At 54.8% G+C, this 22070-nt stretch carries 24 protein-coding genes and 1 pseudogene; 14 read left to right on the forward strand and 11 right to left on the reverse strand.

The window, feature by feature from the left end:
* Positions 1 to 3: 3 nt before the first annotated feature.
* On the reverse strand, positions 4 to 588 hold the full coding sequence (rimJ, locus tag M8014_RS06855; protein WP_271281778.1) for a ribosomal protein S5-alanine N-acetyltransferase: 585 nt from the start codon (positions 586 to 588) through the stop codon (positions 4 to 6).
* A gap of 234 nt (positions 589 to 822) precedes the next feature.
* Here rimJ and mdtH point away from each other — a divergent pair.
* From mdtH to M8014_RS06905, 10 genes and pseudogenes are all read left to right on the forward strand, one after another.
* Positions 823 to 2032: pseudogene (gene mdtH / locus M8014_RS06860) on the forward strand (multidrug efflux MFS transporter MdtH).
* Between the two features lie 62 nt (positions 2033 to 2094).
* Positions 2095 to 2742 carry a glutaredoxin 2 gene (gene grxB / locus M8014_RS06865; protein ID WP_271281779.1) on the forward strand — a complete coding sequence of 216 codons (648 nt, stop codon included), beginning with the start codon at positions 2095 to 2097 and terminating at the stop codon, positions 2740 to 2742.
* A gap of 125 nt (positions 2743 to 2867) precedes the next feature.
* Entirely contained in the window at positions 2868 to 3428 is a 561-nt protein-coding gene (locus M8014_RS06870) for a lipoprotein (protein WP_271281780.1), read from the forward strand.
* Between the two features lie 109 nt (positions 3429 to 3537).
* Positions 3538 to 4584 carry a dihydroorotase gene (pyrC, locus tag M8014_RS06875; RefSeq protein ID WP_271281781.1) on the forward strand — a complete coding sequence of 349 codons (1047 nt, stop codon included), beginning with the start codon at positions 3538 to 3540 and terminating at the stop codon, positions 4582 to 4584.
* A gap of 73 nt (positions 4585 to 4657) precedes the next feature.
* Positions 4658 to 4903 carry a DNA damage-inducible protein I gene (gene dinI / locus M8014_RS06880; protein ID WP_271281782.1) on the forward strand — a complete coding sequence of 82 codons (246 nt, stop codon included), beginning with the start codon at positions 4658 to 4660 and terminating at the stop codon, positions 4901 to 4903.
* Positions 4904 to 5171: 268 nt separating this feature from the next.
* Positions 5172 to 5426, forward strand: coding sequence for a biofilm formation regulator BssS (gene bssS, locus M8014_RS06885; RefSeq protein ID WP_271281783.1), 255 nt, complete (start codon positions 5172 to 5174; stop codon positions 5424 to 5426).
* Between the two features lie 116 nt (positions 5427 to 5542).
* The gene (gene solA, locus M8014_RS06890; RefSeq protein ID WP_271281784.1) at positions 5543 to 6661 is read left to right on the forward strand and encodes an N-methyl-L-tryptophan oxidase; all 1119 of its coding nucleotides are present in this window, start codon (positions 5543 to 5545) and stop codon (positions 6659 to 6661) included.
* Between the two features lie 56 nt (positions 6662 to 6717).
* A complete protein-coding gene (locus tag M8014_RS06895; RefSeq protein WP_271281785.1) occupies positions 6718 to 6831 on the forward strand; it encodes a DUF2770 family protein in 114 nt (37 codons plus the stop codon).
* Positions 6832 to 7091: 260 nt separating this feature from the next.
* Entirely contained in the window at positions 7092 to 7658 is a 567-nt protein-coding gene (locus tag M8014_RS06900) for a cytochrome b (protein WP_271281886.1), read from the forward strand.
* A 1-nt stretch (position 7659) separates the two neighbouring features.
* On the forward strand, positions 7660 to 8235 hold the full coding sequence (locus tag M8014_RS06905) for a YceI family protein (protein ID WP_271281786.1): 576 nt from the start codon (positions 7660 to 7662) through the stop codon (positions 8233 to 8235).
* A 45-nt stretch (positions 8236 to 8280) separates the two neighbouring features.
* Here M8014_RS06905 and trhO read toward each other — a convergent pair whose 3' ends face one another.
* Complete coding sequence (gene trhO / locus M8014_RS06910) at positions 8281 to 9330, reverse strand: oxygen-dependent tRNA uridine(34) hydroxylase TrhO (protein ID WP_271281787.1); 1050 nt, start codon at positions 9328 to 9330, stop codon at positions 8281 to 8283.
* A 220-nt stretch (positions 9331 to 9550) separates the two neighbouring features.
* Here trhO and M8014_RS06915 point away from each other — a divergent pair, with 220 nt between their 5' ends.
* From M8014_RS06915 to M8014_RS06925, 3 genes are all read left to right on the forward strand, one after another.
* The gene (locus M8014_RS06915; RefSeq protein ID WP_271281788.1) at positions 9551 to 10477 is read left to right on the forward strand and encodes a Kdo(2)-lipid IV(A) acyltransferase; all 927 of its coding nucleotides are present in this window, start codon (positions 9551 to 9553) and stop codon (positions 10475 to 10477) included.
* Between the two features lie 145 nt (positions 10478 to 10622).
* Positions 10623 to 11849, forward strand: coding sequence for a multidrug efflux MFS transporter MdtG (gene mdtG / locus M8014_RS06920; RefSeq protein WP_271281789.1), 1227 nt, complete (start codon positions 10623 to 10625; stop codon positions 11847 to 11849).
* Between the two features lie 98 nt (positions 11850 to 11947).
* Entirely contained in the window at positions 11948 to 12322 is a 375-nt protein-coding gene (locus tag M8014_RS06925) for a MysB family protein (protein WP_271281790.1), read from the forward strand.
* Here M8014_RS06925 and M8014_RS06930 read toward each other — a convergent pair whose 3' ends face one another.
* The 3 genes from M8014_RS06930 to mdoG are packed head-to-tail and all read right to left on the reverse strand — an operon-like array spanning position 12323 to position 16665.
* Positions 12323 to 12550: a YceK/YidQ family lipoprotein gene (locus M8014_RS06930; RefSeq protein ID WP_271269548.1), complete on the reverse strand. Its 228-nt coding sequence runs from the start codon at positions 12548 to 12550 to the stop codon at positions 12323 to 12325.
* 58 nt (positions 12551 to 12608) lie between these two features.
* On the reverse strand, positions 12609 to 15137 hold the full coding sequence (gene mdoH / locus M8014_RS06935; protein WP_271281791.1) for a glucans biosynthesis glucosyltransferase MdoH: 2529 nt from the start codon (positions 15135 to 15137) through the stop codon (positions 12609 to 12611).
* Positions 15130 to 16665 (reverse strand): glucans biosynthesis protein MdoG, encoded by a 1536-nt coding sequence (mdoG, locus tag M8014_RS06940; protein ID WP_271281792.1) that lies wholly within the window; start codon positions 16663 to 16665, stop codon positions 15130 to 15132. Before mdoG ends, mdoH begins: the two co-directional genes overlap by 8 nt.
* Positions 16666 to 16938: 273 nt before the next feature.
* Here mdoG and mdoC point away from each other — a divergent pair, with 273 nt between their 5' ends.
* Positions 16939 to 18099, forward strand: coding sequence for a glucans biosynthesis protein MdoC (gene mdoC / locus M8014_RS06945; protein ID WP_271281793.1), 1161 nt, complete (start codon positions 16939 to 16941; stop codon positions 18097 to 18099).
* A 35-nt stretch (positions 18100 to 18134) separates the two neighbouring features.
* Here mdoC and M8014_RS06950 read toward each other — a convergent pair whose 3' ends face one another.
* From M8014_RS06950 to csgB, 6 genes are all read right to left on the reverse strand, one after another.
* A complete protein-coding gene (locus M8014_RS06950) occupies positions 18135 to 19619 on the reverse strand; it encodes a phospholipase D family protein (protein ID WP_271281887.1) in 1485 nt (494 codons plus the stop codon).
* A complete protein-coding gene (gene ymdB / locus M8014_RS06955; RefSeq protein WP_271281794.1) occupies positions 19555 to 20097 on the reverse strand; it encodes an O-acetyl-ADP-ribose deacetylase in 543 nt (180 codons plus the stop codon). The genes M8014_RS06950 and ymdB overlap by 65 nt, the downstream gene beginning before the upstream one ends.
* Positions 20098 to 20201: 104 nt before the next feature.
* Positions 20202 to 20522 carry a type 1 fimbrial protein gene (locus tag M8014_RS06960; RefSeq protein ID WP_271281795.1) on the reverse strand — a complete coding sequence of 107 codons (321 nt, stop codon included), beginning with the start codon at positions 20520 to 20522 and terminating at the stop codon, positions 20202 to 20204.
* A 158-nt stretch (positions 20523 to 20680) separates the two neighbouring features.
* Positions 20681 to 21007 carry a curli assembly chaperone CsgC gene (csgC, locus tag M8014_RS06965; RefSeq protein WP_271281796.1) on the reverse strand — a complete coding sequence of 109 codons (327 nt, stop codon included), beginning with the start codon at positions 21005 to 21007 and terminating at the stop codon, positions 20681 to 20683.
* A 58-nt stretch (positions 21008 to 21065) separates the two neighbouring features.
* Entirely contained in the window at positions 21066 to 21506 is a 441-nt protein-coding gene (csgA, locus tag M8014_RS06970; protein WP_271281797.1) for a curli major subunit CsgA, read from the reverse strand.
* A gap of 42 nt (positions 21507 to 21548) precedes the next feature.
* Entirely contained in the window at positions 21549 to 21998 is a 450-nt protein-coding gene (gene csgB, locus M8014_RS06975; protein ID WP_271281798.1) for a curli minor subunit CsgB, read from the reverse strand.
* Positions 21999 to 22070 lie beyond the last annotated feature (72 nt).

The following is a 22070-nucleotide window of genomic DNA, read 5'->3' on the forward strand; positions in this document are numbered from 1 at the left end:
TCCTTAGCGCCCGGCGCTCCATTGTTGAGTGGTCAGCGCCGTCAGAACATGATCGCGCCATTCGCCGTCAATCAGCAGGTAATCTTTGGCGTAGCCCTCTTTTTCAAATCCGAGGCGCCCCAGTAAATCGCCGCTGCGCTGATTGTGCGGCATATAGTTAGCCATAATGCGGTGCATATGCTGGGTACGCTGCATGTAGCGGATCGCCGAGGTCAGCGCCTCGTACATCAGCCCCTGCCCCTGCCATTTTTGCCCGATGGAATAGCCCAGATAACAGGCGTGGAACGAGCCCCGCACCACGTTAGAAAAGTTGGCGATCCCGACGATCTCTTTTTCATCAGGATCGAGCAGCGCAAAATAAAACGCCGAGCCCTGTCGGTGGAACTCGGCAATCATGCTTAACCGTGCCTGCCAGCCGGAAGGGTAACAGTGACTCTCATCCCGTACGGGTTCCCAGGGTTTTAAAAACTGACGATTCTCAGCGTAGTAGTCCGCCAGACGCCAGGCATCACGCTCATGCACCAGACGCACCACCAGGCGGTCGGTCGTCAGGCGCACTTTCGGCACATTACTGCGATAGCCAAACATTGATACCACTCCTTCCCGTTACAACCTCGACCCGTTAGCTTTACTATACCTGCGCGAATGCCGTCTGGGAAAACAGTGACATACCCTTTTTACGGCTTTTCACCTTTTTCGATGAAAAACCTGAATCAAAGTCACCTCTTGATAAAAAAATATTGTGACAGCTTGTGTGGGAAAAACCCCGCCAACAACGCAGAATATTAGCGCGCTTATCATCTTTATTCCCCTGGAGGGGAAATGTCCCGTATCTCGCAGGCCCGTAACCTGGGTAAATATTTCCTGTTAGTCGATAACATGCTGGTTGTCCTCGGCTTTTTTTGTCGTTTTTCCGCTCATTTCGATTCGCTTTGTCGATCAGATGGGCTGGGCGGCACTGATGGTCGGGATTGCGCTGGGGCTACGCCAGCTCATTCAGCAGGGGCTGGGGGTGTTTGGCGGCGCGATTGCCGATCGCTTCGGTGCAAAACCGATGATTGTCACCGGCATGCTGTTGCGGGCCGCAGGCTTTGCCACCATGGCGATAGCGCACGAACCCTGGCTGCTGTGGGTCTCCTGCATTATTTCCGGTCTCGGCGGCACGCTGTTCGATCCACCGCGCACCGCGTTGGTGGTGAAGCTGATTCGTCCTCAGCAGCGTGGGCGTTTTTTCTCCCTGCTGATGATGCAGGACAGCGCCGGCGCGGTCGTTGGCGCGCTATTAGGAAGCTGGCTGCTGCAGTATGACTTCCGCCTGGTGTGTGCCACCGGGGCGGTACTGTTTATTCTCTGCGCGGGGTTTAACGCCTGGCTGCTGCCTGCCTGGAAACTCTCAACCGTCAAAGCGCCGGTCCGCGAGGGTCTGGATCGCGTGTGGCGCGACAAACGCTTTATCACCTATGTGCTGACGCTGGCCGGGTATTACATGCTGGGGGTCCAGGTGATGCTGATGCTGCCGATCATGGTCAATGATATTGCCGGTTCCCCGACGGCGGTGAAGTGGATGTACGCCATCGAAGCCTGCCTGTCGCTGACCCTGCTGTACCCCATCGCCCGCTGGAGCGAAAAGCGTTTTCGCCTTGAACATCGGCTGATGGCTGGCTTGCTGTTGATGTCCCTGAGCATGCTGCCGATCGGTATGGTCAGCTCGTTACAGCAGCTGTTTCTGCTGATCTGTACCTTCTACATCGGCTCGATTATTGCTGAACCCGCGCGTGAAACGCTGAGCGCGCAGCTGGCCGATGCCCGTGCGCGCGGCAGCTATATGGGCTTTAGCCGCCTCGGGCTGGCAATTGGCGGCGCGCTGGGGTATGCCGGTGGCGGCTGGCTGTTCGATGCCGGTAAAGCCTTTAATCAGCCGGAACTGCCGTGGGTCATGCTGGCGCTGATTGGGGTCATCACCTTCTTTGCCCTGGGCTGGCAATTTAGCCATAAACGCAGCGCGCCGGGTATGCTTGAACCGGGTGCCTGATTTGTAACGGGCTTTTTTCTCCTCCATACTGAATGTTGATGGTCAACCACTGGAGGAGAAACGTGAAACTTTATATTTACGATCACTGCCCGTTCTGTGTGAAAGCCCGTATGATTTTTGGCCTTAAAAATCTTCCCGTCGAAAGGATAACGCTCCTGAGTGACGACGACGCCACGCCGACGCGGATGATTGGGCAAAAAATGGTGCCGATCCTGCAAAAAGATGACAGCCGTTATCTGCCCGAAAGCATGGATATCGTGCGCTATGTCGACGCGCTTGATGGCCAGCCGCTGCTGACCGGTAAGCAAAATCCGGCCATTGCCGAATGGCTGCGCAAGGTTAACGGCTATGCCAACCGTCTGTTGATCCCCCGATTTGCCAAAGCCGCCTTTGATGAGTTCTCCACCCCGCAGGCACGCGCCAGCTTTGTCGCAAGGAAAGAGGCGTCCATCGGCAGCTTCGCCGAGCATCTGTCCCACTCTGCAGGGCTGGTGAAGAACATCAGCGACGATCTTCGGGCGCTGGACAAGCTCATCGTCCAGCCTAACGCAGTGAATGGCGAGCTCTCCGATGACGATATCCACCTGTTCCCGCTGCTGCGTAATCTGACAATCGTTGCGGGCATTAACTGGCCGACACGTGTCGCCGATTACCGCGATAATATGGCCAAACAGACCCAGGTGAACCTGCTGTCGTCCCAGGCGCTGTAAACCCTGTCAGGGCGGTCACATTCAGACCGCCCGCTTTTATCAGCTTTTTCCGCTGGTTTGACAAAGTCTCCCCTGACATACTGTCGCGTCATAATTGAGGCGCTGACATTCTGTCGAGGGAACCTATGAAAAAGATTGTTATTGCCGCTGCGTTAATTGTCAGCGGCCTGCTGGTTGGATGTAATCAGCTTACACAGTACACCGTCAGCGAGCAGGAAATTAATCAGGCGCTGCAAAAGCGTAATAACTTTGCGAAAGATATCGGCGTGCCCGGCGTTGCCGATGCCCATATCGTGCTGACCAATCTTGCCAGTCAGATTGGCCGCGAAGAGCCCAACAAAGTGATACTTTCCGGCGATGCCAGCCTGGACATGAACTCCCTGTTCGGCAGCCAGAAAGCCAATATCAAACTGAAGTTAAAAGCGCTGCCGGTGTTTAACAAAGAAAAGGGTGCTATCTATCTCCAGCAGATGGAGATCGCCGAGGCCGAGGTGTCGCCGGACAAGATGAAACCGGTTCTGCAAACGCTGATGCCCTATCTGAACCAGTCGCTGCAAAATTACTTCAACCAGCAGCCTGCTTACGTTCTGCGGGAAGACAACAGCAAGGGCGAGGCGCTGGCGAAAAAGTACGCGAAAGGGATCGAAGTGAAGCCGGGTGAGATAATAATCCCCTTCACTGACTAACCTTAAAGGCGCTTCGGCGCCTTTTTTTACGGAAAAGAGTGCAAACGAAAACGTTTCCCCCTATTCTTTGTGTCCGGCAAAAATCATCTCACTCAGCCGGAGCTCATCCATGACTGCACCATCCCAGGTTTTGAAAATCCGCCGCCCAGACGACTGGCATATCCATCTTCGCGATGGCGATATGCTGAATACCGTTGTGCCGTATACCAGCGAAATTTATGGCCGCGCGATTGTGATGCCAAATCTGGTGCCGCCCATCACCACGGTTGAGGCGGCGATTGCCTACCGCCAGCGCATTCTTGATGCAGTGCCTGCCGGTCACGACTTTACCCCGCTGATGACCTGCTATCTGACCGACACTCTCGATCCTGATGAGGTTGAGCGCGGCTTTAACGAAGGCGTATTCACCGCCGCTAAACTCTATCCCGCCAACGCAACAACCAACTCCAGCCACGGCGTGACCAGTATCGATGCAATTATGCCGGTACTGGAGCGCATGGAGAAACGGGGGATGCCGCTGCTGGTGCATGGCGAAGTGACCCATGCGGAGATCGATATTTTCGACCGCGAAGCGCGTTTTATCGATAGCGTGATGGAGCCACTGCGCCAGCGTCTGCCGGGGCTGAAAGTGGTGTTTGAACACATCACCACCAAAGATGCAGCTGACTACGTACGGGACGGCAATGAGCGCCTGGCTGCCACCATCACCCCGCAGCACCTGATGTTCAACCGCAACCATATGCTGGTGGGCGGCGTGCGCCCTCACCTTTACTGCCTGCCGATCCTCAAGCGCAACATCCACCAGCAGGCGCTGCGTGAGCTGGTCGCCAGCGGCTGCGATCGCGTCTTCCTCGGCACCGACTCGGCCCCGCATGCCCGTCACCGCAAAGAGGCCAGCTGCGGCTGCGCAGGGTGCTTTAACGCACCGACTGCCCTCGCCAGCTATGCGCAGGTCTTTGATGAGATGAATGCCCTGCAGCACTTCGAAGCCTTCTGTTCCCTGAACGGCCCGCGCTTCTACGGTTTGCCGGTTAACGAGAGCTTCGTTGAACTGGTGCGCGAAGAGAGCAGCGTGGTGGAATCCATCGCCCTGACCGATGACACCCTGATCCCGTTCCTCGCGGGTGAAACCGTTCACTGGACGGTTAAACGCTAAAAATTCGCTGCCCCCTGTTGCAAGCTTGCCGATATGACTGTATAAATACACAGTATAAACACAGGGGGCAAATATGCGTATTGAAGTGACCGTTGCCAGAACCACTGCTTTACCTGCCGGCGCACTGGATGCACTGGCGAGTGAACTATCTCGCCGTATAAACGAATCGTTTCCCGAGAGCAACGGTGCTGTCACCGTCCGCTACGCCGGGGCCAACAACCTGTCCGTCATTGGCGGCGCAAAAGACGATAAAGCGCGCATCAGCGAAATTTTACAGGAAACCTGGGAAAGCGCTGACGACTGGTTTATTACCGATTAGTTTTGCTCCCTCATTGTGTTTTTTTGCCGGGTCGCCCCGGCTTTTTTTCGCCCTTCACTCCCCCGCAAAATATCCTGGAAAAGGCTTAAAAATCACCCGCGTCATGGTGTTTTATTGTTCAAACATTCCTAAATGTTAGAAAAATGTGTTGCTGCCTGTTTATTTTTCCGATCAGAACCCTTATTAATTGATATACTGAAATTGCTTCAGAAAAACACGGATTGAACCTCACAGTCGTTGTCTTTAAACACGTATTCAGGGGGTTATGATGGAAAAGAATAATGAAGTCATCCAGACCCATCCTCTCGTTGGCTGGGATATCAGCACCGTGGACAGCTATGACGCACTGATGCTGCGTTTGCATTACCAGACCCCGAATCACCCCGACCATGTAGAATCGGAAGTTGGGCAGACGCTGTGGCTCACCACAGACGTTGCACGTCAGTTTATTTCTATTTTAGAAGCCGGTATTGCAAAAATAGAATCCAGTGACTACCAGGAAAATGAGTATAAGCGGCATTAAGTTGATGCCACATTTTCACCCAACAGGCACCTTACGGTGCCTCAATTATTTCACCCTTGTATAACCCCGCCATGTTAATTACTCTTCTAAGCCACGAAACGCGTTAAGAGATCCTGATGAAATACGACCTTATCATTATTGGCAGTGGATCCGTGGGGGCTGCGGCCGGTTATTACGCCACCCGGGCCGGGCTGAACGTTCTGATGATTGACGCCCATATGCCGCCCCACACCGAAGGCAGCCACCACGGCGACACCCGCCTGATGCGCCATGCGTACGGCGAAGGCGAACGTTATGTGCCGCTGGTGTTACGTGCGCAGGCGCTATGGGATGAGCTGGCTGACATCAGCGGCGAACCGGTGTTTGAACGCACTGGCGTCGTCAACCTGGGGCCCTCCGATTCAACGTTTCTGGCAAACGTCGAGCACAGCGCCCGGCAGTTCAATCTGGATCTGGAACGGCTCGATGCCGCCGCGGTAATGAGCCGCTGGCCGGAAATTCAGGTGCCAGAGGGGTATATCGGGCTGTTTGAAGCTAACTCTGGCGTCCTGCGCAGCGAGCTGGCGATTAAAACCTGGATTGCCCTGGCAAATGAGGCGGGTTGCGCACAGCTGTTTAACTGCCCGGTCAACGCGATTACCCATCATGACGACGGCGTTACCGTCAACACGCCAGAAGGTGAGTACAGCGCGCACCGTCTGTTAGTCAGCGCGGGAACCTGGGTTTCGCAACTGGTGCCTGGCCTGTCGGTGCAGCCCGTGCGCAAAGTGTTTTCCTGGTTCCAGGCCGACGGCCGTTACAGCCACCAGAACCGTTTCCCGGCCTTTACCGGCGAGCTACCTGACGGCGATCAGTTCTACGGCTTCCCGTCGGAAAAAGACGCCCTCAAGATTGGCAAACACAACGGTGGGCAGGTTATCGCCTCCCCGGAAGCGCGTAAGCCGTTTGGCGAGTATCCTGGCGATGGCTCAGAAGCTTTTGCGTTTCTGCGCAATATCTTGCCCGGCGTGGGCGGTCTGCTGCACGGTGCTGCATGCACCTACGACAACACCCCGGATGAAGATTTCATCATTGATACCCTCCCGGGTCATGACAACACGCTGTTGATCACCGGTCTGAGCGGTCATGGCTTTAAATTCGCCAGCGTGCTGGGCGAGATTGCGGCGCAGTTCGCTCAGGATCAAACTCCAGCTTTTGATCTTACGCCCTTCTCCCTGTCGCGCTTCAGTCGCTAATCCTGTCAGGCTTCGGGTTACCGAAGCCTGGTATTTACCTCTCAGTCGAAACCCTTATGCAGCGTATTTTTCATTATCTGGTCAATAATATTCGCGAGCATCTGATGCTCTATATTCTGCTGTCGGTGGTACTGATGCTCCTCGATATCGCTTACATTGTATTCTTCTGACAGGAAATATTGACAAAAGCTGACGATTCTCAAGATAACTATAATTTCAACGCAAATTATTTGAATATCATAAAACAGTCACACTCCGCCATTACAAACAGAAAAAACACTTCTTTAACAGCCACTCTGACAATTTCACTTTCATTTCATTCAAAAATTCTGTTCTAAATAAATTAAAAAACTAAATCACTAAATATCATTTGCAATAATGTTTTCAGCACGCCATTTTGAGCCCTCACTATTTAATTTCGGTATTTATGATGCAGGTGCGTAACTCCCCTACACGCTATGGCGTTATATCCATGTGTTTACACTGGGCGATGGCTATCGCGGTCTATGCCATGTTTGGCCTTGGATTATGGATGGTCACCCTGAGCTATTACGACGGCTGGTACCACCAGGCCCCTGAGCTGCATAAAAGCATTGGCTTTGTGCTGATGATGGCGTTGGTCGTTCGCCTTCTCTGGCGTCGTGTCTCTCCGCCGCCTCCGGCGCTAAAAAGCCAGACGCGCCTGACGCGCATCGGCGCCACCGTTGCCCATTTCGCCCTGTATGCAGTGCTTTTCGCGATCCTTATTAGCGGCTATCTGATCTCGACGGCTGATGGAAAGCCTATCAGCGTCTTTGGCCTGTTTGATGTGCCCGCCCTGCTGGCCGATGCCGGGACGCAGGCCGATCTGGCCGGTTCAGTCCACCTGTGGCTGGCGTGGGGCGTGGTATCGCTCTCTGCACTGCATGGCCTTGCGGCCATGAAACACCACTTTATTGATAAAGATGCCACCCTGACACGTATGTTGGGCAAAGCGTCACCTGACACTGGAGCATAAAATGAAAAAACGTCTGCTGGGATTAACCGTTGCCTCTCTGCTGTTCGCCACCGGTTCAGCCGTCGCGGCTGATTACAAAATTGATAAGCAAGGTCAGCACGCCTTTGTCAATTTCCGCATTCAGCATCTGGGCTACAGCTGGCTGTACGGCACCTTTAAAGACTTCGACGGTTCCTTTACCTTCGATGAAAAGAACCCGGCGGCCGACAAGGTCAATGTGACCCTGAATACCAACAGCCTGGACACCAACCACGCCGAGCGCGATAAGCACCTGCGCAGCGCAGAGTTCCTCAACGTGGCGAAATTCCCGCAGGCGACCTTCACCTCAACTGAAGTGAAGAAAGACGGTGATGGTCTGGATATCACCGGCAACCTGACGCTTAACGGCGTAACCAAACCGGTGACTCTGGATGCAAAACTGATCGGTCAGGGTGACGATCCGTGGGGCGGAAAACGTGCGGGCTTTGAAGCGACGGGTAAAATTCACCTGAAAGATTTTAATATCACCACCGATTTGGGTCCGGCATCTCAGGATGTTGAGCTGATTATCTCTGTAGAAGGGGTGCAGCAGAAGTAATTTCCTCGCCCGGTCAGCATGGCATGACCGGGCAAGGCTGGACGCTTATTCCGGGTCAGGAATACCCAGACGGGTGTTCAGACGCCCCCGCGACTTATTAAAGATCTTATTGCCATTCTCGCGTCCGGCACGGCGACGACGCTGCTCCTCTTCAGGCAGAACGCTCTCCTCGCTACAGAGTTCGCTACAGCAGCCCTGGAACTTCTCCGCGCAGGCCGGGCACTGAATAAACAGCAGATGACAGCCGTCATTTTTGCAGTTGGTGTGCGTATCGCAGGCAGTGCCGCACTGGTGGCAGTTTGAGATCACGTCCTCAGAGATACGCTCGCCCATCCGCTCATCAAAGACAAAGTTCTTGCCGATAAAGCGCACCGGCAGCCCCTGATCGCGCGCGCGACGGGCATACTCAATGATCCCACCCTCGATATGCCATACCTTATTAAAGCCGTTATGCTTCATAAAGGCGCTGGCTTTTTCGCAGCGAATCCCGCCGGTGCAGTACATCACAATCTTCTTGTCTTTATGTTCCTGCATCATTTCGACCGCTTTCGGCAACTGCTCGCGGAAGGTATCGGCCGGGATTTCCAGCGCGTTTTCGAAATGGCCCACTTCGTATTCGTAGTGGTTACGCATATCGATAAACACGGCGTCGGGATCGTCAAGCATGGCATTCACTTCTGCCGCTTTCAGGTAATCACCCACGTCGCTGGCGTCAAACGTCGGGTCGTCGATACCGTCAGCCACAATGCGTTCCCGCACTTTCAGGCGCAACACCCAGAATGACTTACCGTCATCGTCCAGGGCAATGTTCATCCGCAGGCCGTTCAGGGCTGGGTCAAAGCCGTACAGAAAGGTACGCAACGCATCGACCTGACTGGCCGGAACGCTGATTTGGGCGTTGATACCCTCATGCGCCAGATAAATGCGTCCGAAAACATTCAGCTCGGTTAAAGCTTTATACAGCGCGTCGCGGGTCTGCTGCGGATTAACGATGGTAAAATATTTGTAGAACGAGATTGTAGTGCGCGGCTCGATTTCGGCCAGCATGCGCGCTTTTAACTCTTCGTTCGAAATGCGGTTGTGTAACACTGGCATGGTGTACGGTTCCTGCAATCGTTGGATAATGAAAATCGGGCGGGATGATATAGCAAAGATTGAGAATTTACATCCCCTCATTTTGCGCTACATTTCTTTCTCTAGCGTGATCGGCTCATAACATTTGCCGCATTGATAAGCATTCCGTCGCGATGAGTTTTGGTTATGAATCGAAAAATGCGACAATCTGACAACAGGACAGAATAAAAAAAGGAACGGTATGACCCATTTACCTAAATTCTCCATTGCGCTGCTGCATCCACGTCACTGGTTTACCTGGGCTGGCATCGGTTTATTATGGTTACTGGTGCAACTCCCCTACCCGGTGATTTATCGTCTGGGCTGCGGTCTTGGTCATCTGGCCATGCGTTTCATGACCCGTCGCACCCGGATCGCCCGGCGCAATCTGGAACTCTGCTTTCCGCAGATGAGCGAGCAAGAGCGCGAAGCCCTGGTGGTCAAAAATTTTGAATCGGTCGGGATGGGACTGATGGAAACGGGGATGGCGTGGTTCTGGTCAGACAAACGCATGAGCCGCTGGATGGAGGTTACCGGCGCTGGCATGGAGCCGGTACACACCCTGCAGGCGGAAAATACTGGCGTACTGCTGATCGGGATTCATTTTCTGACCCTCGAGATTGGCGCGCGCATGTTCGGCATGCAGGCACCCGGTATCGGCGTCTATCGTCCGAACGACAACCCGGTGATCGACTGGCTGCAGACCCGAGGCCGGATGCGTTCCAACAAGAGCATGATCGATCGTAAGGATCTGAAGGGGATGATCCGCGCGCTGAAATCCGGGGAAGTGATCTGGTATGCGCCTGACCATGACTATGGCCCAACAGCCAGCGTCTTCGTGCCGTTTTTTGCCGTTGACGATGCCGCCACCACCAGCGGCACCTGGACCCTGGCGCGGCTGTCGAGTGCGGCAATTGTGCCGTTTGTCCCGCGCCGTAAAGCCAACGGCAAAGGCTACGAGCTGATGATGCTGGAGCCGGAGTGTTCGCCTCCGCTGGACGACGCCAAAACCACCGCGGCCTGGATGAATGACATCATCGAAAAATGCATCCTGATGGCACCCGAGCAGTACATGTGGCTGCATCGCCGCTTTAAAACCCGCCCGGAAGGCGTCCCTTCCCGCTATTAATTCCCCCTGCGGCCCCGGTGGCCGCAGTTTACTTTCTGTTTTTAACCTCCTCTGCCATTGCAGCAATCATCACCCAGGCGCATAATTAGCAGGCTTACTACCTTCATTCATAATGATGCCGTCGCGCATCAGAACGCGGATTGTTATGTCATCCTCAGAAACGCCAATAAACTGGCAACGTAACCTGACGGTTGTCTGGCTGGGCTGCTTTCTCACCGGTGCCGCCTTTAGCCTGGTGATGCCTTTTCTCCCCCTGTACGTCGAGCAGCTTGGCGTCAGCGGTCATAGCGCGCTGAACATGTGGTCGGGGCTGGTGTTTAGCATCACCTTCCTCTTCTCAGCCATTGCCTCCCCCTTCTGGGGCGGGCTGGCGGATCGCAAGGGGCGCAAAATCATGCTGCTGCGCTCAGCGCTGGGGATGGCGATCATCATGCTGCTGATGGGGATGGCGCAAAACATCTGGCAATTTCTTATTTTGCGCGCGGTGCTGGGGCTGCTGGGCGGGTTTGTACCCAACGCCAACGCGCTGATCGCCACGCAGATCCCGCGCCATAAAAGCGGCTGGGCGCTGGGGACGCTGTCAACCGGTGCGGTGAGCGGTGCGCTGCTCGGCCCGCTGGCAGGCGGGCTGCTGGCCGACAGCTACGGTCTGCGCCCGGTGTTCTTTATTACCGCCGTGGTGCTGTTTGTCTGCTTCCTGCTGACCTGGTTCTGCATCCGGGAGAATTTTACCCCGGTTGCTAAAAAAGAGATGCTGCATGCCAGGCAGGTTTTCGCCTCGCTGAAAAACCCCAAACTGGTGTTAAGCCTGTTTGTCACGACCCTGATTATTCAGGTGGCGACCGGCTCGATTGCGCCGATCCTGACGTTGTACGTGCGCGACCTGGCAGGCAACGTCGGCAATATCGCGTTTATCAGCGGGATGATCGCCTCCGTGCCGGGCGTGGCCGCGCTGCTCAGCGCCCCTCGACTGGGGAAGCTGGGCGATCGTATTGGCCCGGAGCGGATCCTGATCGTCGCCCTGGTGTTCTCTGTGTTGCTGTTGATTCCGATGTCGCTGGTGCAAACGCCGTGGCAGCTCGGGGTATTGCGCTTCTTACTCGGCGCGGCCGATGGTGCCCTGCTGCCTGCCGTCCAGACGCTGCTGGTGTACAACTCCACTCGGGAGATCGCCGGGCGCATCTTCAGCTATAACCAGTCGTTTCGCGATATTGGCAACGTCACTGGCCCGCTGCTGGGATCGGGTATTGCTGCCAGCTTTGGTTTCCGGACGGTGTTTATCGTTACCGCCGGCGTGGTGCTGTTCAACGTGTTCTATTCCTGGCTCAGCCTGTCGCGGGCAGTCCGTCAGCCGCAGTCGGCACCAGATTAAGACAACTCCGTGACGGCTTTCGCCGCATTCATACTTGCAAACAGTGAGAATCAGCTATTCTTTCCCTGAATACTTCGTCAAATCACAGGGAGACGCTAATGACTATGTATGCCACGCTGGAAGAGGCTATTGATGCCGCTCGCGAAGAGTTCCTCGCCAACAATACCGGCGTAGAGGAAACGGACGCGAATATTGAGCAACTCAATATACAAAAGTATGTCCTGCAGGACGGCGACATAATGTGGCAGGCCGAATTCTTTGCCGACGAGGGCGAAGACGGCGAATGTCTGCCGATACTCAGTGGCGCCGCGGCGCAGGCCGTTTTTGATGATGACTTTGACGAAATTGAGCTGCGTCAGGAGTGGCTGGAAGAAAACACCCTGCATGAATGGGATGAGGGTGAATTTCAGCTTGAACCGCCGCTGGATACCGAAGAGGGGCGAGCCGCAGCAGATGAGTGGGACGAGCGCTAGTTACTCATAAGGCCCATGCTGCGCGTCTATCGGCAGCAGCAGCGTATCGAAGACCAGCGAAAACGGCAGATCGAGCACAGTCAGATAGCGCCAGGCGGAGTCGCGAACATCCCATTGCACGCCGGGATAATATTGATTGCCGTGCCCCTGTCCGGGTACGGCACGGCTGATGATACTGCCGCAGCCGCTCAGCAGTAACGCCATCATGATAACAATGAGTATTCTCATTCCTTCCTCAATATAAAAAAATACCGGCTCAAGAGCCGGTATTTATTTGCCGGTGGGGCTATTTAACCTTCAGCGCCAGCGGGTTCATCTTCAGCGTCTGGTAGTGGTTTACCCAGGAGGAGTATTTCTCCGGGGCGGACCACACGCGGTAATGCAGACGTGACAGCGTGACCGGGTCGCTCAGCAGCACCAGACGACGATCGCGGTTCAGCTTCTCAGGCGTCTCGTTCAGAGCCTGTTCCACGTGACGATCGCGGGCAATCTCCAGCACGTTACTGGCACGGTGGCGGGCCGTTGCCATCGCGGTTGCCAGGGCGTTGAATGACGGGTTAAACACCGCGTGCATAAATCCATCCTCCAGCGAACGGCTGCGGTTCAGCTCCAGATACTTGTCGGTATCCACCAGCACCTGCGGCGGGGAGTACTCTTCCGGGATCAGGAACAGCTTCCAGCGTTTGGTACGCAAGCCCAGCGTTGAACGGCTGGAGAACACCGACACGAACGGCGACAGGATAAGCGAGAAGACGATCGGTGCCAGCCAGAACAGGAAGCGCAGATCCAGCCAGGCCATGCCGACAGCCCACACCAGACCAAGCAGCATCTGCGAGCCGTGGCGCATAAAGGCTTCGCTCCACGGAGTGGAGTCATCGTCACGCTGCGGAGAGTTCCAGACCACTTCCCAACCGAGGAACGCGCTGACCACGAAGACGGTGTGGAACAGCATACGCACCGGTGCCAGCAGAACCGAGAACAGCACTTCAAGCAGCAGAGAGAGCGTCACGCGGAAGAAACCGCCGAACTCTTTCGAGCCTTTGCACCAGATCAGAATGATACTGAGCAGCTTCGGCAGGAACAGCAGCACCATCGTCGAAGCAAACAGCGCAATCGCCAGCTCCGGACGCCACTGCGGCCACACCGGGAATAGCTGGCGCGGTTGCAGGAAGTACTGCGGCTCAGTCAGCGCATGCACCACCTGCAGCGCGGTCGACAGGGCGAGGAACATAAACCACAGCGGCGCGGAGAGATAGGACATGACGCCGGTCAGGAACACCGCACGGTGTACCGGGTGCATACCTTTCACCAGGAACAGGCGGAAGTTCATCAGGTTACCGTGACACCAGCGACGGTCGCGCTTCAGCTCATCCAGCAGGTTCGGCGGCAGCTCTTCATAGGAGCCCGGCAGGTCGTAGGCAATCCACACCCCCCAACCGGCACGACGCATCAGCGCCGCTTCTACGAAGTCATGCGACAGAATCGAACCGGCAAACGAGCCTTCGCCCGGCAGCGGGGCCAGCGCACAGTGCTCAATGAACGGCTGCACGCGGATGATGGCGTTGTGCCCCCAGTAGTGGGACTCGCCCAACTGCCAGAAGTGCAGGCCCGCAGTAAACAGCGGCCCGTAGACGCGGGTAGCAAACTGCTGGCAACGCGCATACAGAGTATCCATGCCCGACGCCTTCGGCGAGGACTGGATGATCCCGGCATTCGGGTTGGCTTCCATCAGACGCACCAGCCCGGTCAGACAGTCGCCGGTCATCACGGAGTCGGCGTCCAGCACCACCATATAGCTGTACTGGTTGCCCCAGCGACGACAGAAGTCATCGATGTTGCCACTTTTACGCTTCACGCGGCGGCGGCGGCGGCGATAGAAAATCTGCCCTTCGCCCTGCACTTCAGCGATCAGCTCCATCCACGCTTTCTGCTCAGCCACGCAAATATCGGGGTTGTAGCTGTCACTCAGGATGTAGACGTCGAAATGTGCGCCGTTCCCGGTCGCTTTTACCGACTCCCAGGTGGCGCGCAGGCCCGCGAAAACGCGATCCACGTCTTCGTTACAGATAGGCATAATCAGCGCGGTACGGTGTTCGGGATTGAGTGCTTCATCCCCCACCGTCGACGCGGAGATACTGTACTTATCCCGGCCAATCAACAGCTGCAGGAAGCCCATCAGCGCGGTCCAGAAACCGGCCGACACCCAGCAGAAGAGAATGGCAAACAGCAGAAGAATGCCGCTTTGTAAAATATACGGCAGCAGCTGCATAAACGAGACCAGCAGATCCTGGCCAAACATATCGGCCGGATTGATCAGCGCCCAGCCCTGGTACGGCAGAATGGTCTTCATGTACCAGGTGGCGACGACGGTCTGCGCGATGGTCAGCAGCAGCAGGATATAGCGTCGAATACTGCCGACGGTACGCCATTTTTCCTCGTTTGCCTGCTGCTCTTTGGTCAGACGGGAGAGATAGCGCGGAGTGACGTCACGACCGCGAAGACGATCCCAGAAACGGCCCACCGGGTTGGTGCGCCAGGGATCGGGGAACATCGAAGAGCGCGTCGCTTTCGGCATCGCCTGAAGCTGGGCACGACCTTCATCATCGCGAATCAACTGACCTTCAGCCAGCGAATCGGGCCAGGCCTGCTCGAGACGGCTCTTTACAGAGCCGAGCGGGGTGTCATCATCGCGGGTAAACGGATGATGGTCAGCATCCAGCGCGGTATGAACCGCGCTGAGATCCCCCTTCGGCAGGGCCGCCTTCTCGATATCGCTCAGCGGCATGGCATCGATATATTCAGTTGTCTTATTCATTGGCAGGTAGCTGATAGCTCCAGGTTTCACTCAGCGGCTGGTCAACGTTCACCAGCGCGGCTCGCATCTCAGTCGGCTGTTTGGCATCTTTGACTTTCACACGCAGCGTTAAACGCCAGCCTTTAGTGACCGGGTTGTAGCGCACAGTGTTTTCAACGATTTCACCATTGTCGCCAATGCTCGTCTGGGCGGTGACAGGGGTCTCCGGTGCCAGTTTTTTCATCTCCTGGCCGGAGAAATCCACCACAAAGGCGATGGTGCCATCAGGCTGACGGATCAGATTCGACTGTTTCACATCCCCGGTGGAGCGGCGCGTCTGGGTGACGTAAGCGCTCTCAGGGGCGTGCAGCTTGTCTTCATCGCGGCTCATGGTGATGGAGTAGTTGAAGTTCATCTCTTTCCCGGCTTCCGGCAGCTGATCCGGCGTCCAGTAGGCGACGATGTTGTCATTGGTCTCATCGTTGGTTGGGATTTCTACCAGCTCAACTTTGCCTTTGCCCCACTCGCCTTTCGGGGTGATCCAGGCGCTTGGGCGGAGATCGTAACGATCGTCCAGATCTTCAAAGCGGGAGAACTGACGACCACGCTGCAGCAGACCAAACCCCTGCGGGTTCTCCATGCTAAAGCTGCTTACCGCCAGGTGTTTCGGGTTGTTCAGCGGACGCCAGATCCACTCGCCGTTACCGGCCAGAATCGACAGACCGTTGGAGTCATGCAGCTCCGGACGGAAGTTAGAGACCGACGAAGGCTGGTTAGGCCCAAACAGGAACATACTGGTCAGCGGGGCAACGCCCAGCTTGCCGACTTTATCGCGCAGGTAGACTTTAGACTGCACGTCAACCACGGTGTCGCGGCCCGGAATGATCACAAAACGATACGCGCCGGTGGCACGCGGTGAGTCCAGAAGCGCATAGATAGTCAGACGTTTGTCGGTGGGTTTTGGACGTTCAACCCAAAACTCACGAAAACGCGGGAACTCTTCCCCGGAAGGCAGCGCGGTATCGATCGCCAAACCACGGGCAGAAAGACCGTACACCTGGCCGCCACCGATGACGCGGAAATAGCTCGCCCCCAACATGCTGACAATTTCGTCGTTCTTATCTTTACTGTTGATGGGATAGAGGACTTTGAAGCCCGCGAAACCGAGATCTTTGACGGTGTCTTTATCGTGCTGTACGTCACCGAAATTAAAGTAATCCGGGCTGTACTTAATTTTGCGTACCGCGGTGGAGGTCACTTCATTGATGGTGACCGGCGTGTCGAAGTACATCCCCTGATGATAAAACTCAAGCTTGAACGGGGTTTTGATTTTGTTCCAGTAAGCTTTATCGTGATTAAACTGGATCTGCTGATAGTCCGCATATTTCATATCACGGAAAACGGAGGGCAAGTTACTTTTTGGTGCCTCGTAGCTCTTGCCTGCCATCGTTTTCGCCTGTTTTGCGACGTCGTCGATGTTAAAAGACCAGGCCGATGAGGTATACAGAGACAACAATACTGCTGCCCCTAACCAAGGCATTTTCATCATTTGTAGTTTATGTTTCATAATAAGTAAGCACTTCCCCCTTTGTGTGCTTATATCGATCCGATCCATTTTAATGGAAAATCAGGTAATCCGACAACATAATCACCGCTTTGTTAAGCGCGCTGGCTCATGGATTAAGCAAGTGAAAGCAACCCGTATTCACTTTGCGTGCTTATCCTGGAGACAGTGTGTCGGACTTCGTGTAGGGTTGGCTCCGAATGTAAACACTATTGGTCTTATGGATAAGACGAAAAGTCTGAGAATGCACAACGTTATATGAGTACCATACCTGCACAACGCGAATATTTCCTTGATTCTATTCGGGCCTGGCTCATGCTGCTGGGGATCCCGTTTCACATCTCCTTGATCTATTCGAGCCACGTCTGGCACGTCAATAGCACAGAGACCTCGTGGTGGCTGACGCTGTTTAACGATTTTATCCACTCATTCCGCATGCAGGTCTTTTTCGTTATTTCCGGCTACTTTTCCTACATGCTGTTCTTGCGCTATCCGTTGAAACGCTGGTGGAAAGTGCGCGTCGAACGGGTCGGCATCCCGATGCTCACCGCCATTCCCCTGCTGACGCTGCCGCAGTTCATCATGCTGCAGTATGTGAAAGGTAAAGCGGATAACTGGCAAAACCTGTCGCTGTACGAAAAATACAACACGCTTGCCTGGGAACTGGTGTCGCACCTATGGTTTCTGCTGGTGCTGGTGGTGATGACGACCCTCAGCCTGTGGTTGTTCAGCCGCATGCGCCGCCACCTGAGCACCCGTTCAGAGACCTTTTTTGCCAATATGACTTACGGCAAACTCTCGGTGCTGTTTTTACTGGTGGGCATTGCCTACGCCGGGCTTCGCCGCACGCTGTTTATGGTTTATCCGCCGATACTGAGCGACGGGCTGTTTAACTTTGTGGTGATGCAGACCCTCTACTATTTGCCTTTCTTTATCCTTGGCGCGCTGGCTTTTGTTCATCCGCAGCTGAAAACCCTGTTCACCACGCCATCACGCGGCTGTACTCTCGGGGCGGGACTGGCGTTTATCGCCTATCTGCTGAATCAGCGGTATGGCAGCGGCGATGCCTGGATGTACGAAACTGAAAGCGTGATCACCATGCTGCTGGGCCTGTGGATGGTTAACGTGGTCTTCTCTCTGGGGCATCGTCTGCTGAATTTTAAATCGGCACGCGTGACCTATTTCGTGAATGCATCCCTGTTTATTTATCTGGTACACCACCCGCTGACGCTGTTCTTCGGGGCCTATATCACGCCGCATATCAATTCAAACCTGCTGGGCTTTACCGCCGGGTTAATATTTGTGGTGGGCATTGCGATTGCGCTGTACGAAATTCATCTGCGCATTCCGCTGCTACGGTTCCTGTTTTCCGGTAAACCGGCGACTAAAGTCGATAAGAGTCAGCAGCCTGCCAGCTAACGCGCCGTGCGCCGGTCACTGCACCGGCACCGCGTTTACAGCAGCCACTCCACCGGCAGCCAATACGTAAGCCGCACCAGCACCCGCTGCCAGAAGCGGGTCTTCGGCTCTTTCTTCAGAACGACCTCTTGCCCCTCCTTGTGCTCAACCCAGTTAAGCCGGCCAAATCTGTCCAGCCGCAGTTGCCAGGCTTCCTGCCGCTGGCTGCGCACAAAACGGGTGTGGATCAGTTTTGCTAACGCTTCGCTTTCAATCACAAAGCCCATTTCGGTATTGAGCATCGTTGAACGGGGATCAAAATTAAGGGAACCGATAAACACTTTCTCGCCATCGATACTGAACGTTTTCGCATGCAGGCTGGAGCCAGAGTTCCCGGTGATCCCGCGGTCGTGCACCACCGGGACACCTTCCTGGGTCGGTTTTAGCTCGTACAATTCAATCCCATGACGCAACAGCTTCTTTCTCCATCGGGCGTAGCCGGCGTGCACCACGGCGACGTCGTTAGCAGCCAGCGAATTGGTGAGGATAGCGACCTTGACGCCCTTGCGCACCATCTGCAGCAGCAGCGCCACGCCCGCACGGGTCGGGACAAAATAGGACGAGATGATGTCGATTTGCTGTACCGGGGAGCCCATCACATCCAGCAGACGCTGGGGCAGCAAGGAGTGGCGCTTTGCTCTGCCCTGCCCTTTTCGCGGATCGTCACTGAGTAGCCGGGTTTTGGCCCAGATAAGCGGCAGCGTTCCCGCCTCGAGATGGGTAATAAATTCGCTGGACTGCAGTTTATCCAGGTAACGACGGGTAATCTCGTCCTGATACCAGTCATCCGGCGGGTCGATTTTTTGCTTTATTTCGGCCTCTGACAGTTCCAGCACCTGCCGGAGCGTGGAGACCGAGGCGCAGTTCCAGTAACGTTCAAAATCGTCGGCAACGTCCTGCACTACCGGGCCGGTGGCCATCACATCCAGATCGGAAAACAGCGGCTCCTCACCGGCGCCAAAATAAGCATCACCGACGTTTCGGCCACCAATAATGGTCACTTCCCCATCGACGGTATAGCTTTTGTTGTGCATCCGGCGATTCAGCCGGGCAAAATCGGTGAGATATCCTAGTGCGCGCAGGGTGCGAAACGAAAAGGGATTAAACAGGCGAACCGCAATATTGGGATGGGCATCAAGCAGACGCAGGATCGCATCCAGTCCCTGGGTGTTGTTGTCATCCAGCAGCAGGCGCACCCGCACGCCACGCGTGGCGGCAGACAGTAACACGGAGAACAACAGCCGCCCGGACATATCGTCTTCCCAGATGTAGTACTGAACGTCGAGCGTTTTTTCCGCCATCTCCGCCAGCCGGTAGCGGCAGGCGAAGGCATCCAGACTGTTATCAAGGGGGAGAATGCCACACAAACCCGGATGTGCAGAACTGACCGGCGCAATGGCACGCCCCAGTCGCGTGTTATGCGTCGGTTTCCTGTCCTCGTTGGGTAAGCAGTCGCTGGTAAAGCCGGGTATTTTCTTCATCATAACAGACAAAGTATACCCGCTCCGGCAGAGACTTGCGGGTGAGATAGTCTGAAACCGTGTTCACAGCGATCTCGGCCGCCGCGACGCGTGGAAAACCGTATACCCCGGTGCTGATGGCCGGGAACGCCAGAGTCTTGTAGCCATTGGCCGCCGCCAGATTGAGGCAGTTACGATAGGCATCTTCGAGAATGCGTGCTTCGTGATGGTCGCCGCCCTGCCAGACAGGACCAACAGTGTGGATCACCGCTTTCGCCGGTAAATCTCCTGCCAGGGTAATCACCGCCTGTCCAGGAGCACACTCTCCCTGCTGCTGGCGTACCAGCTTGCAGGCCTCCAGCAGAGCAGGACCGGCCGCCCGGTGGATCGCGCCATCCACGCCGCCGCCGCCCATCAACGAGGGATTTGCTGCATTGACCAGCACGTCGACGTGCAGCGTGGTGATATCACCCTGAAAGACTTCAATGCGAGATAACATAGATAACCTCTGCCTGCTGTTTTTTCTTAAGTGTATCGCAGAGGGGGGCTTGTGAAAGCATGCAAATTAGAAATCCTCTCCCGCCGTGGCAGGAGAGGCCTGTTTTAGCGGTAATCAACCTGCACGATACCGAGAGATTTCTCCGGGTTAATCCAGGTCATGCTTATTGCAGCGCGTTCCGGGAAGACCGCGGCGCTATCCAACGCCTGGGTATAGCTTACCCGTCGGGTTAGCATGTTTTTATCCTGCGGGCAGGAAACCGCAATCGTGCCGGCTTCCGGAGAGATGATGCACGGGGCTTCAACAATTTGGCCATAAAAATGAATCGTCCCCGTCTGCGACGAGGCCGCACCAAATGCAGGTAAGAGTGTAACAACACCCATCAGGGCAAGACCCGCAGCCCGTTTTACGGCGGAGGCAACCATCAGCGTGACCCTTATTGATAATCTTCCCTGATGATTAAACAGCACGCATCTTTGATCAGTGCCGACGGGCATCGGTGATGCCAGCAATAACAGCATAGCTACGCGTTAACATTTTCGCTACATCATTCAATACATTGATCTTATGAATGTTTTGCGCGTCAGGTTTTTGATGGTGGCCACTGCTGCGTGATATGTAGAGATTTACCGTCCGACACCGTTACAATAACGTTGATCCTGTCATTCGGCCCGGAATTGAGGGTCATGCGCGAGAGATTGATGGTTTTATTGGCCGGTAACGAGAGGGTATTGCGCTGGCTCGAGTTGCTCTGCCCACCCGGTCCGGTGCGTGTGGTGACAATCTGCACCTGACACAGGCACGGTTCGGTCACGGTCACCTGGGGAATAATGGTCAACATTTCGCCTTCAGTGGCGGTCTGGAAGGTAATCTGGCTGGTGAGCGCCGCAAGCAGTAAAAGCGTATTCATTATCTTCTCCCAAAAAAAAACAGGGCACAGGCCCTGTTTTTTATCGAACAACGTAGCCTTAGTACTGGCCAGCGTTAACTCTGTTACCGAAGCCAACCTGGGTGATGTTCGCTTCAGAGCCGTTTGCGGTTTGACGAATGTCTACCGCGTTACGGCCACCAGACTGCGATACATCAACACTCAGGTTTTTACCGGTCCACTGACTTACAGTAGCGGAGTTACCAAAGCCACGTTGATTCAGATCGATGGTGCTGTCATCTGCGCCCTGAGAGAGATCAGCCGTGTTGCCGAAGCCATGCTGTCTGACGTCAATGGTTGAATCACGTGCATCACTTTGCAAGGAGTTAACGAGGTTATTACCACCGTATTGATAAACGGTCAGCTTTTCATCTGGACCATTATTATTACCGTGGTTACCACCCCATTGAGGAATCGAACCCGCCATTGCGCTGCCAGAAACTACGATTGCTGCAATTACTGCCACTTTTAAAAGTTTCATCGTAAAGCCCCCATCGGATTGATTTAACTCATCACTAAATAGCTAGCGTTGGATAACGCGAATTGCCATCTGCGACTGTCTCTGCACTACAACTGCCGTTTTTTGAGTACCGTACTGAGTAATATTCGCTTTGTTACCAGAACCTTTCTGAATAATCATCGCGGTATTACCAAATGCACCTTGTTTAATACTCGCATTGTTCCCGTTGCCCGTCTGATCAATATAGGCAAGGTTATAACTGCCTGATTGATCGATGTTCGCACGGTTGTTTCCGCCTTCCTGTGATACGACAGACAGCAATTTCGATCCATCCTGACGAACATTGGTGCTATTATTCACACCGTATTGCCCAACGATGGCGGACTGGTTATATGAAGATTTACTCAATTCATTAACCGCGAAATTGTATTCTGAAGCTGCCAAATCATTGGTTGCGAAAACGACGCCAGGTGCACCCAGTAATGCAAACATCAATAACAGCTTGTTCTTCATGTTGTCACCCTGGACCTGGTGGAAATAAATAACCTGTGTTAACAACGCTGAATATTTTGTTAACCCGGCGTT

This window comes from Silvania hatchlandensis (assembly GCF_025564065.1).
Taxonomy (GTDB): Bacteria; Pseudomonadota; Gammaproteobacteria; order Enterobacterales; family Enterobacteriaceae; genus Enterobacter; species Enterobacter hatchlandensis.

Coding starts and splice junctions, on each gene's coding strand:
- M8014_RS06870 (WP_271281780.1), top strand. CDS start 2,868: ATGAAAAAGATTGTTATTGCCGCTGCGTTAATTGTCAGCGGCCTGCTG.
- M8014_RS06960 (WP_271281795.1), bottom strand. CDS start 20,522: ATGGTTGCCTCCGCCGTAAAACGGGCTGCGGGTCTTGCCCTGATGGGT.
- dinI (WP_271281782.1), top strand. CDS start 4,658: ATGCGTATTGAAGTGACCGTTGCCAGAACCACTGCTTTACCTGCCGGC.
- bssS (WP_271281783.1), top strand. CDS start 5,172: ATGGAAAAGAATAATGAAGTCATCCAGACCCATCCTCTCGTTGGCTGG.
- mdoG (WP_271281792.1), bottom strand. CDS start 16,665: ATGATGAAAATGCCTTGGTTAGGGGCAGCAGTATTGTTGTCTCTGTAT.
- M8014_RS06900 (WP_271281886.1), top strand. CDS start 7,092: ATGCAGGTGCGTAACTCCCCTACACGCTATGGCGTTATATCCATGTGT.
- csgC (WP_271281796.1), bottom strand. CDS start 21,007: ATGAATACGCTTTTACTGCTTGCGGCGCTCACCAGCCAGATTACCTTC.
- csgA (WP_271281797.1), bottom strand. CDS start 21,506: ATGAAACTTTTAAAAGTGGCAGTAATTGCAGCAATCGTAGTTTCTGGC.
- trhO (WP_271281787.1), bottom strand. CDS start 9,330: ATGCCAGTGTTACACAACCGCATTTCGAACGAAGAGTTAAAAGCGCGC.
- solA (WP_271281784.1), top strand. CDS start 5,543: ATGAAATACGACCTTATCATTATTGGCAGTGGATCCGTGGGGGCTGCG.
- mdoC (WP_271281793.1), top strand. CDS start 16,939: ATGAGTACCATACCTGCACAACGCGAATATTTCCTTGATTCTATTCGG.
- mdoH (WP_271281791.1), bottom strand. CDS start 15,137: ATGAATAAGACAACTGAATATATCGATGCCATGCCGCTGAGCGATATC.
- pyrC (WP_271281781.1), top strand. CDS start 3,538: ATGACTGCACCATCCCAGGTTTTGAAAATCCGCCGCCCAGACGACTGG.
- mdtG (WP_271281789.1), top strand. CDS start 10,623: ATGTCATCCTCAGAAACGCCAATAAACTGGCAACGTAACCTGACGGTT.
- M8014_RS06895 (WP_271281785.1), top strand. CDS start 6,718: ATGCAGCGTATTTTTCATTATCTGGTCAATAATATTCGCGAGCATCTG.
- M8014_RS06925 (WP_271281790.1), top strand. CDS start 11,948: ATGACTATGTATGCCACGCTGGAAGAGGCTATTGATGCCGCTCGCGAA.
- rimJ (WP_271281778.1), bottom strand. CDS start 588: ATGTTTGGCTATCGCAGTAATGTGCCGAAAGTGCGCCTGACGACCGAC.
- ymdB (WP_271281794.1), bottom strand. CDS start 20,097: ATGTTATCTCGCATTGAAGTCTTTCAGGGTGATATCACCACGCTGCAC.
- csgB (WP_271281798.1), bottom strand. CDS start 21,998: ATGAAGAACAAGCTGTTATTGATGTTTGCATTACTGGGTGCACCTGGC.
- M8014_RS06905 (WP_271281786.1), top strand. CDS start 7,660: ATGAAAAAACGTCTGCTGGGATTAACCGTTGCCTCTCTGCTGTTCGCC.
- M8014_RS06950 (WP_271281887.1), bottom strand. CDS start 19,619: ATGAAGAAAATACCCGGCTTTACCAGCGACTGCTTACCCAACGAGGAC.
- M8014_RS06930 (WP_271269548.1), bottom strand. CDS start 12,550: ATGAGAATACTCATTGTTATCATGATGGCGTTACTGCTGAGCGGCTGC.
- M8014_RS06915 (WP_271281788.1), top strand. CDS start 9,551: ATGACCCATTTACCTAAATTCTCCATTGCGCTGCTGCATCCACGTCAC.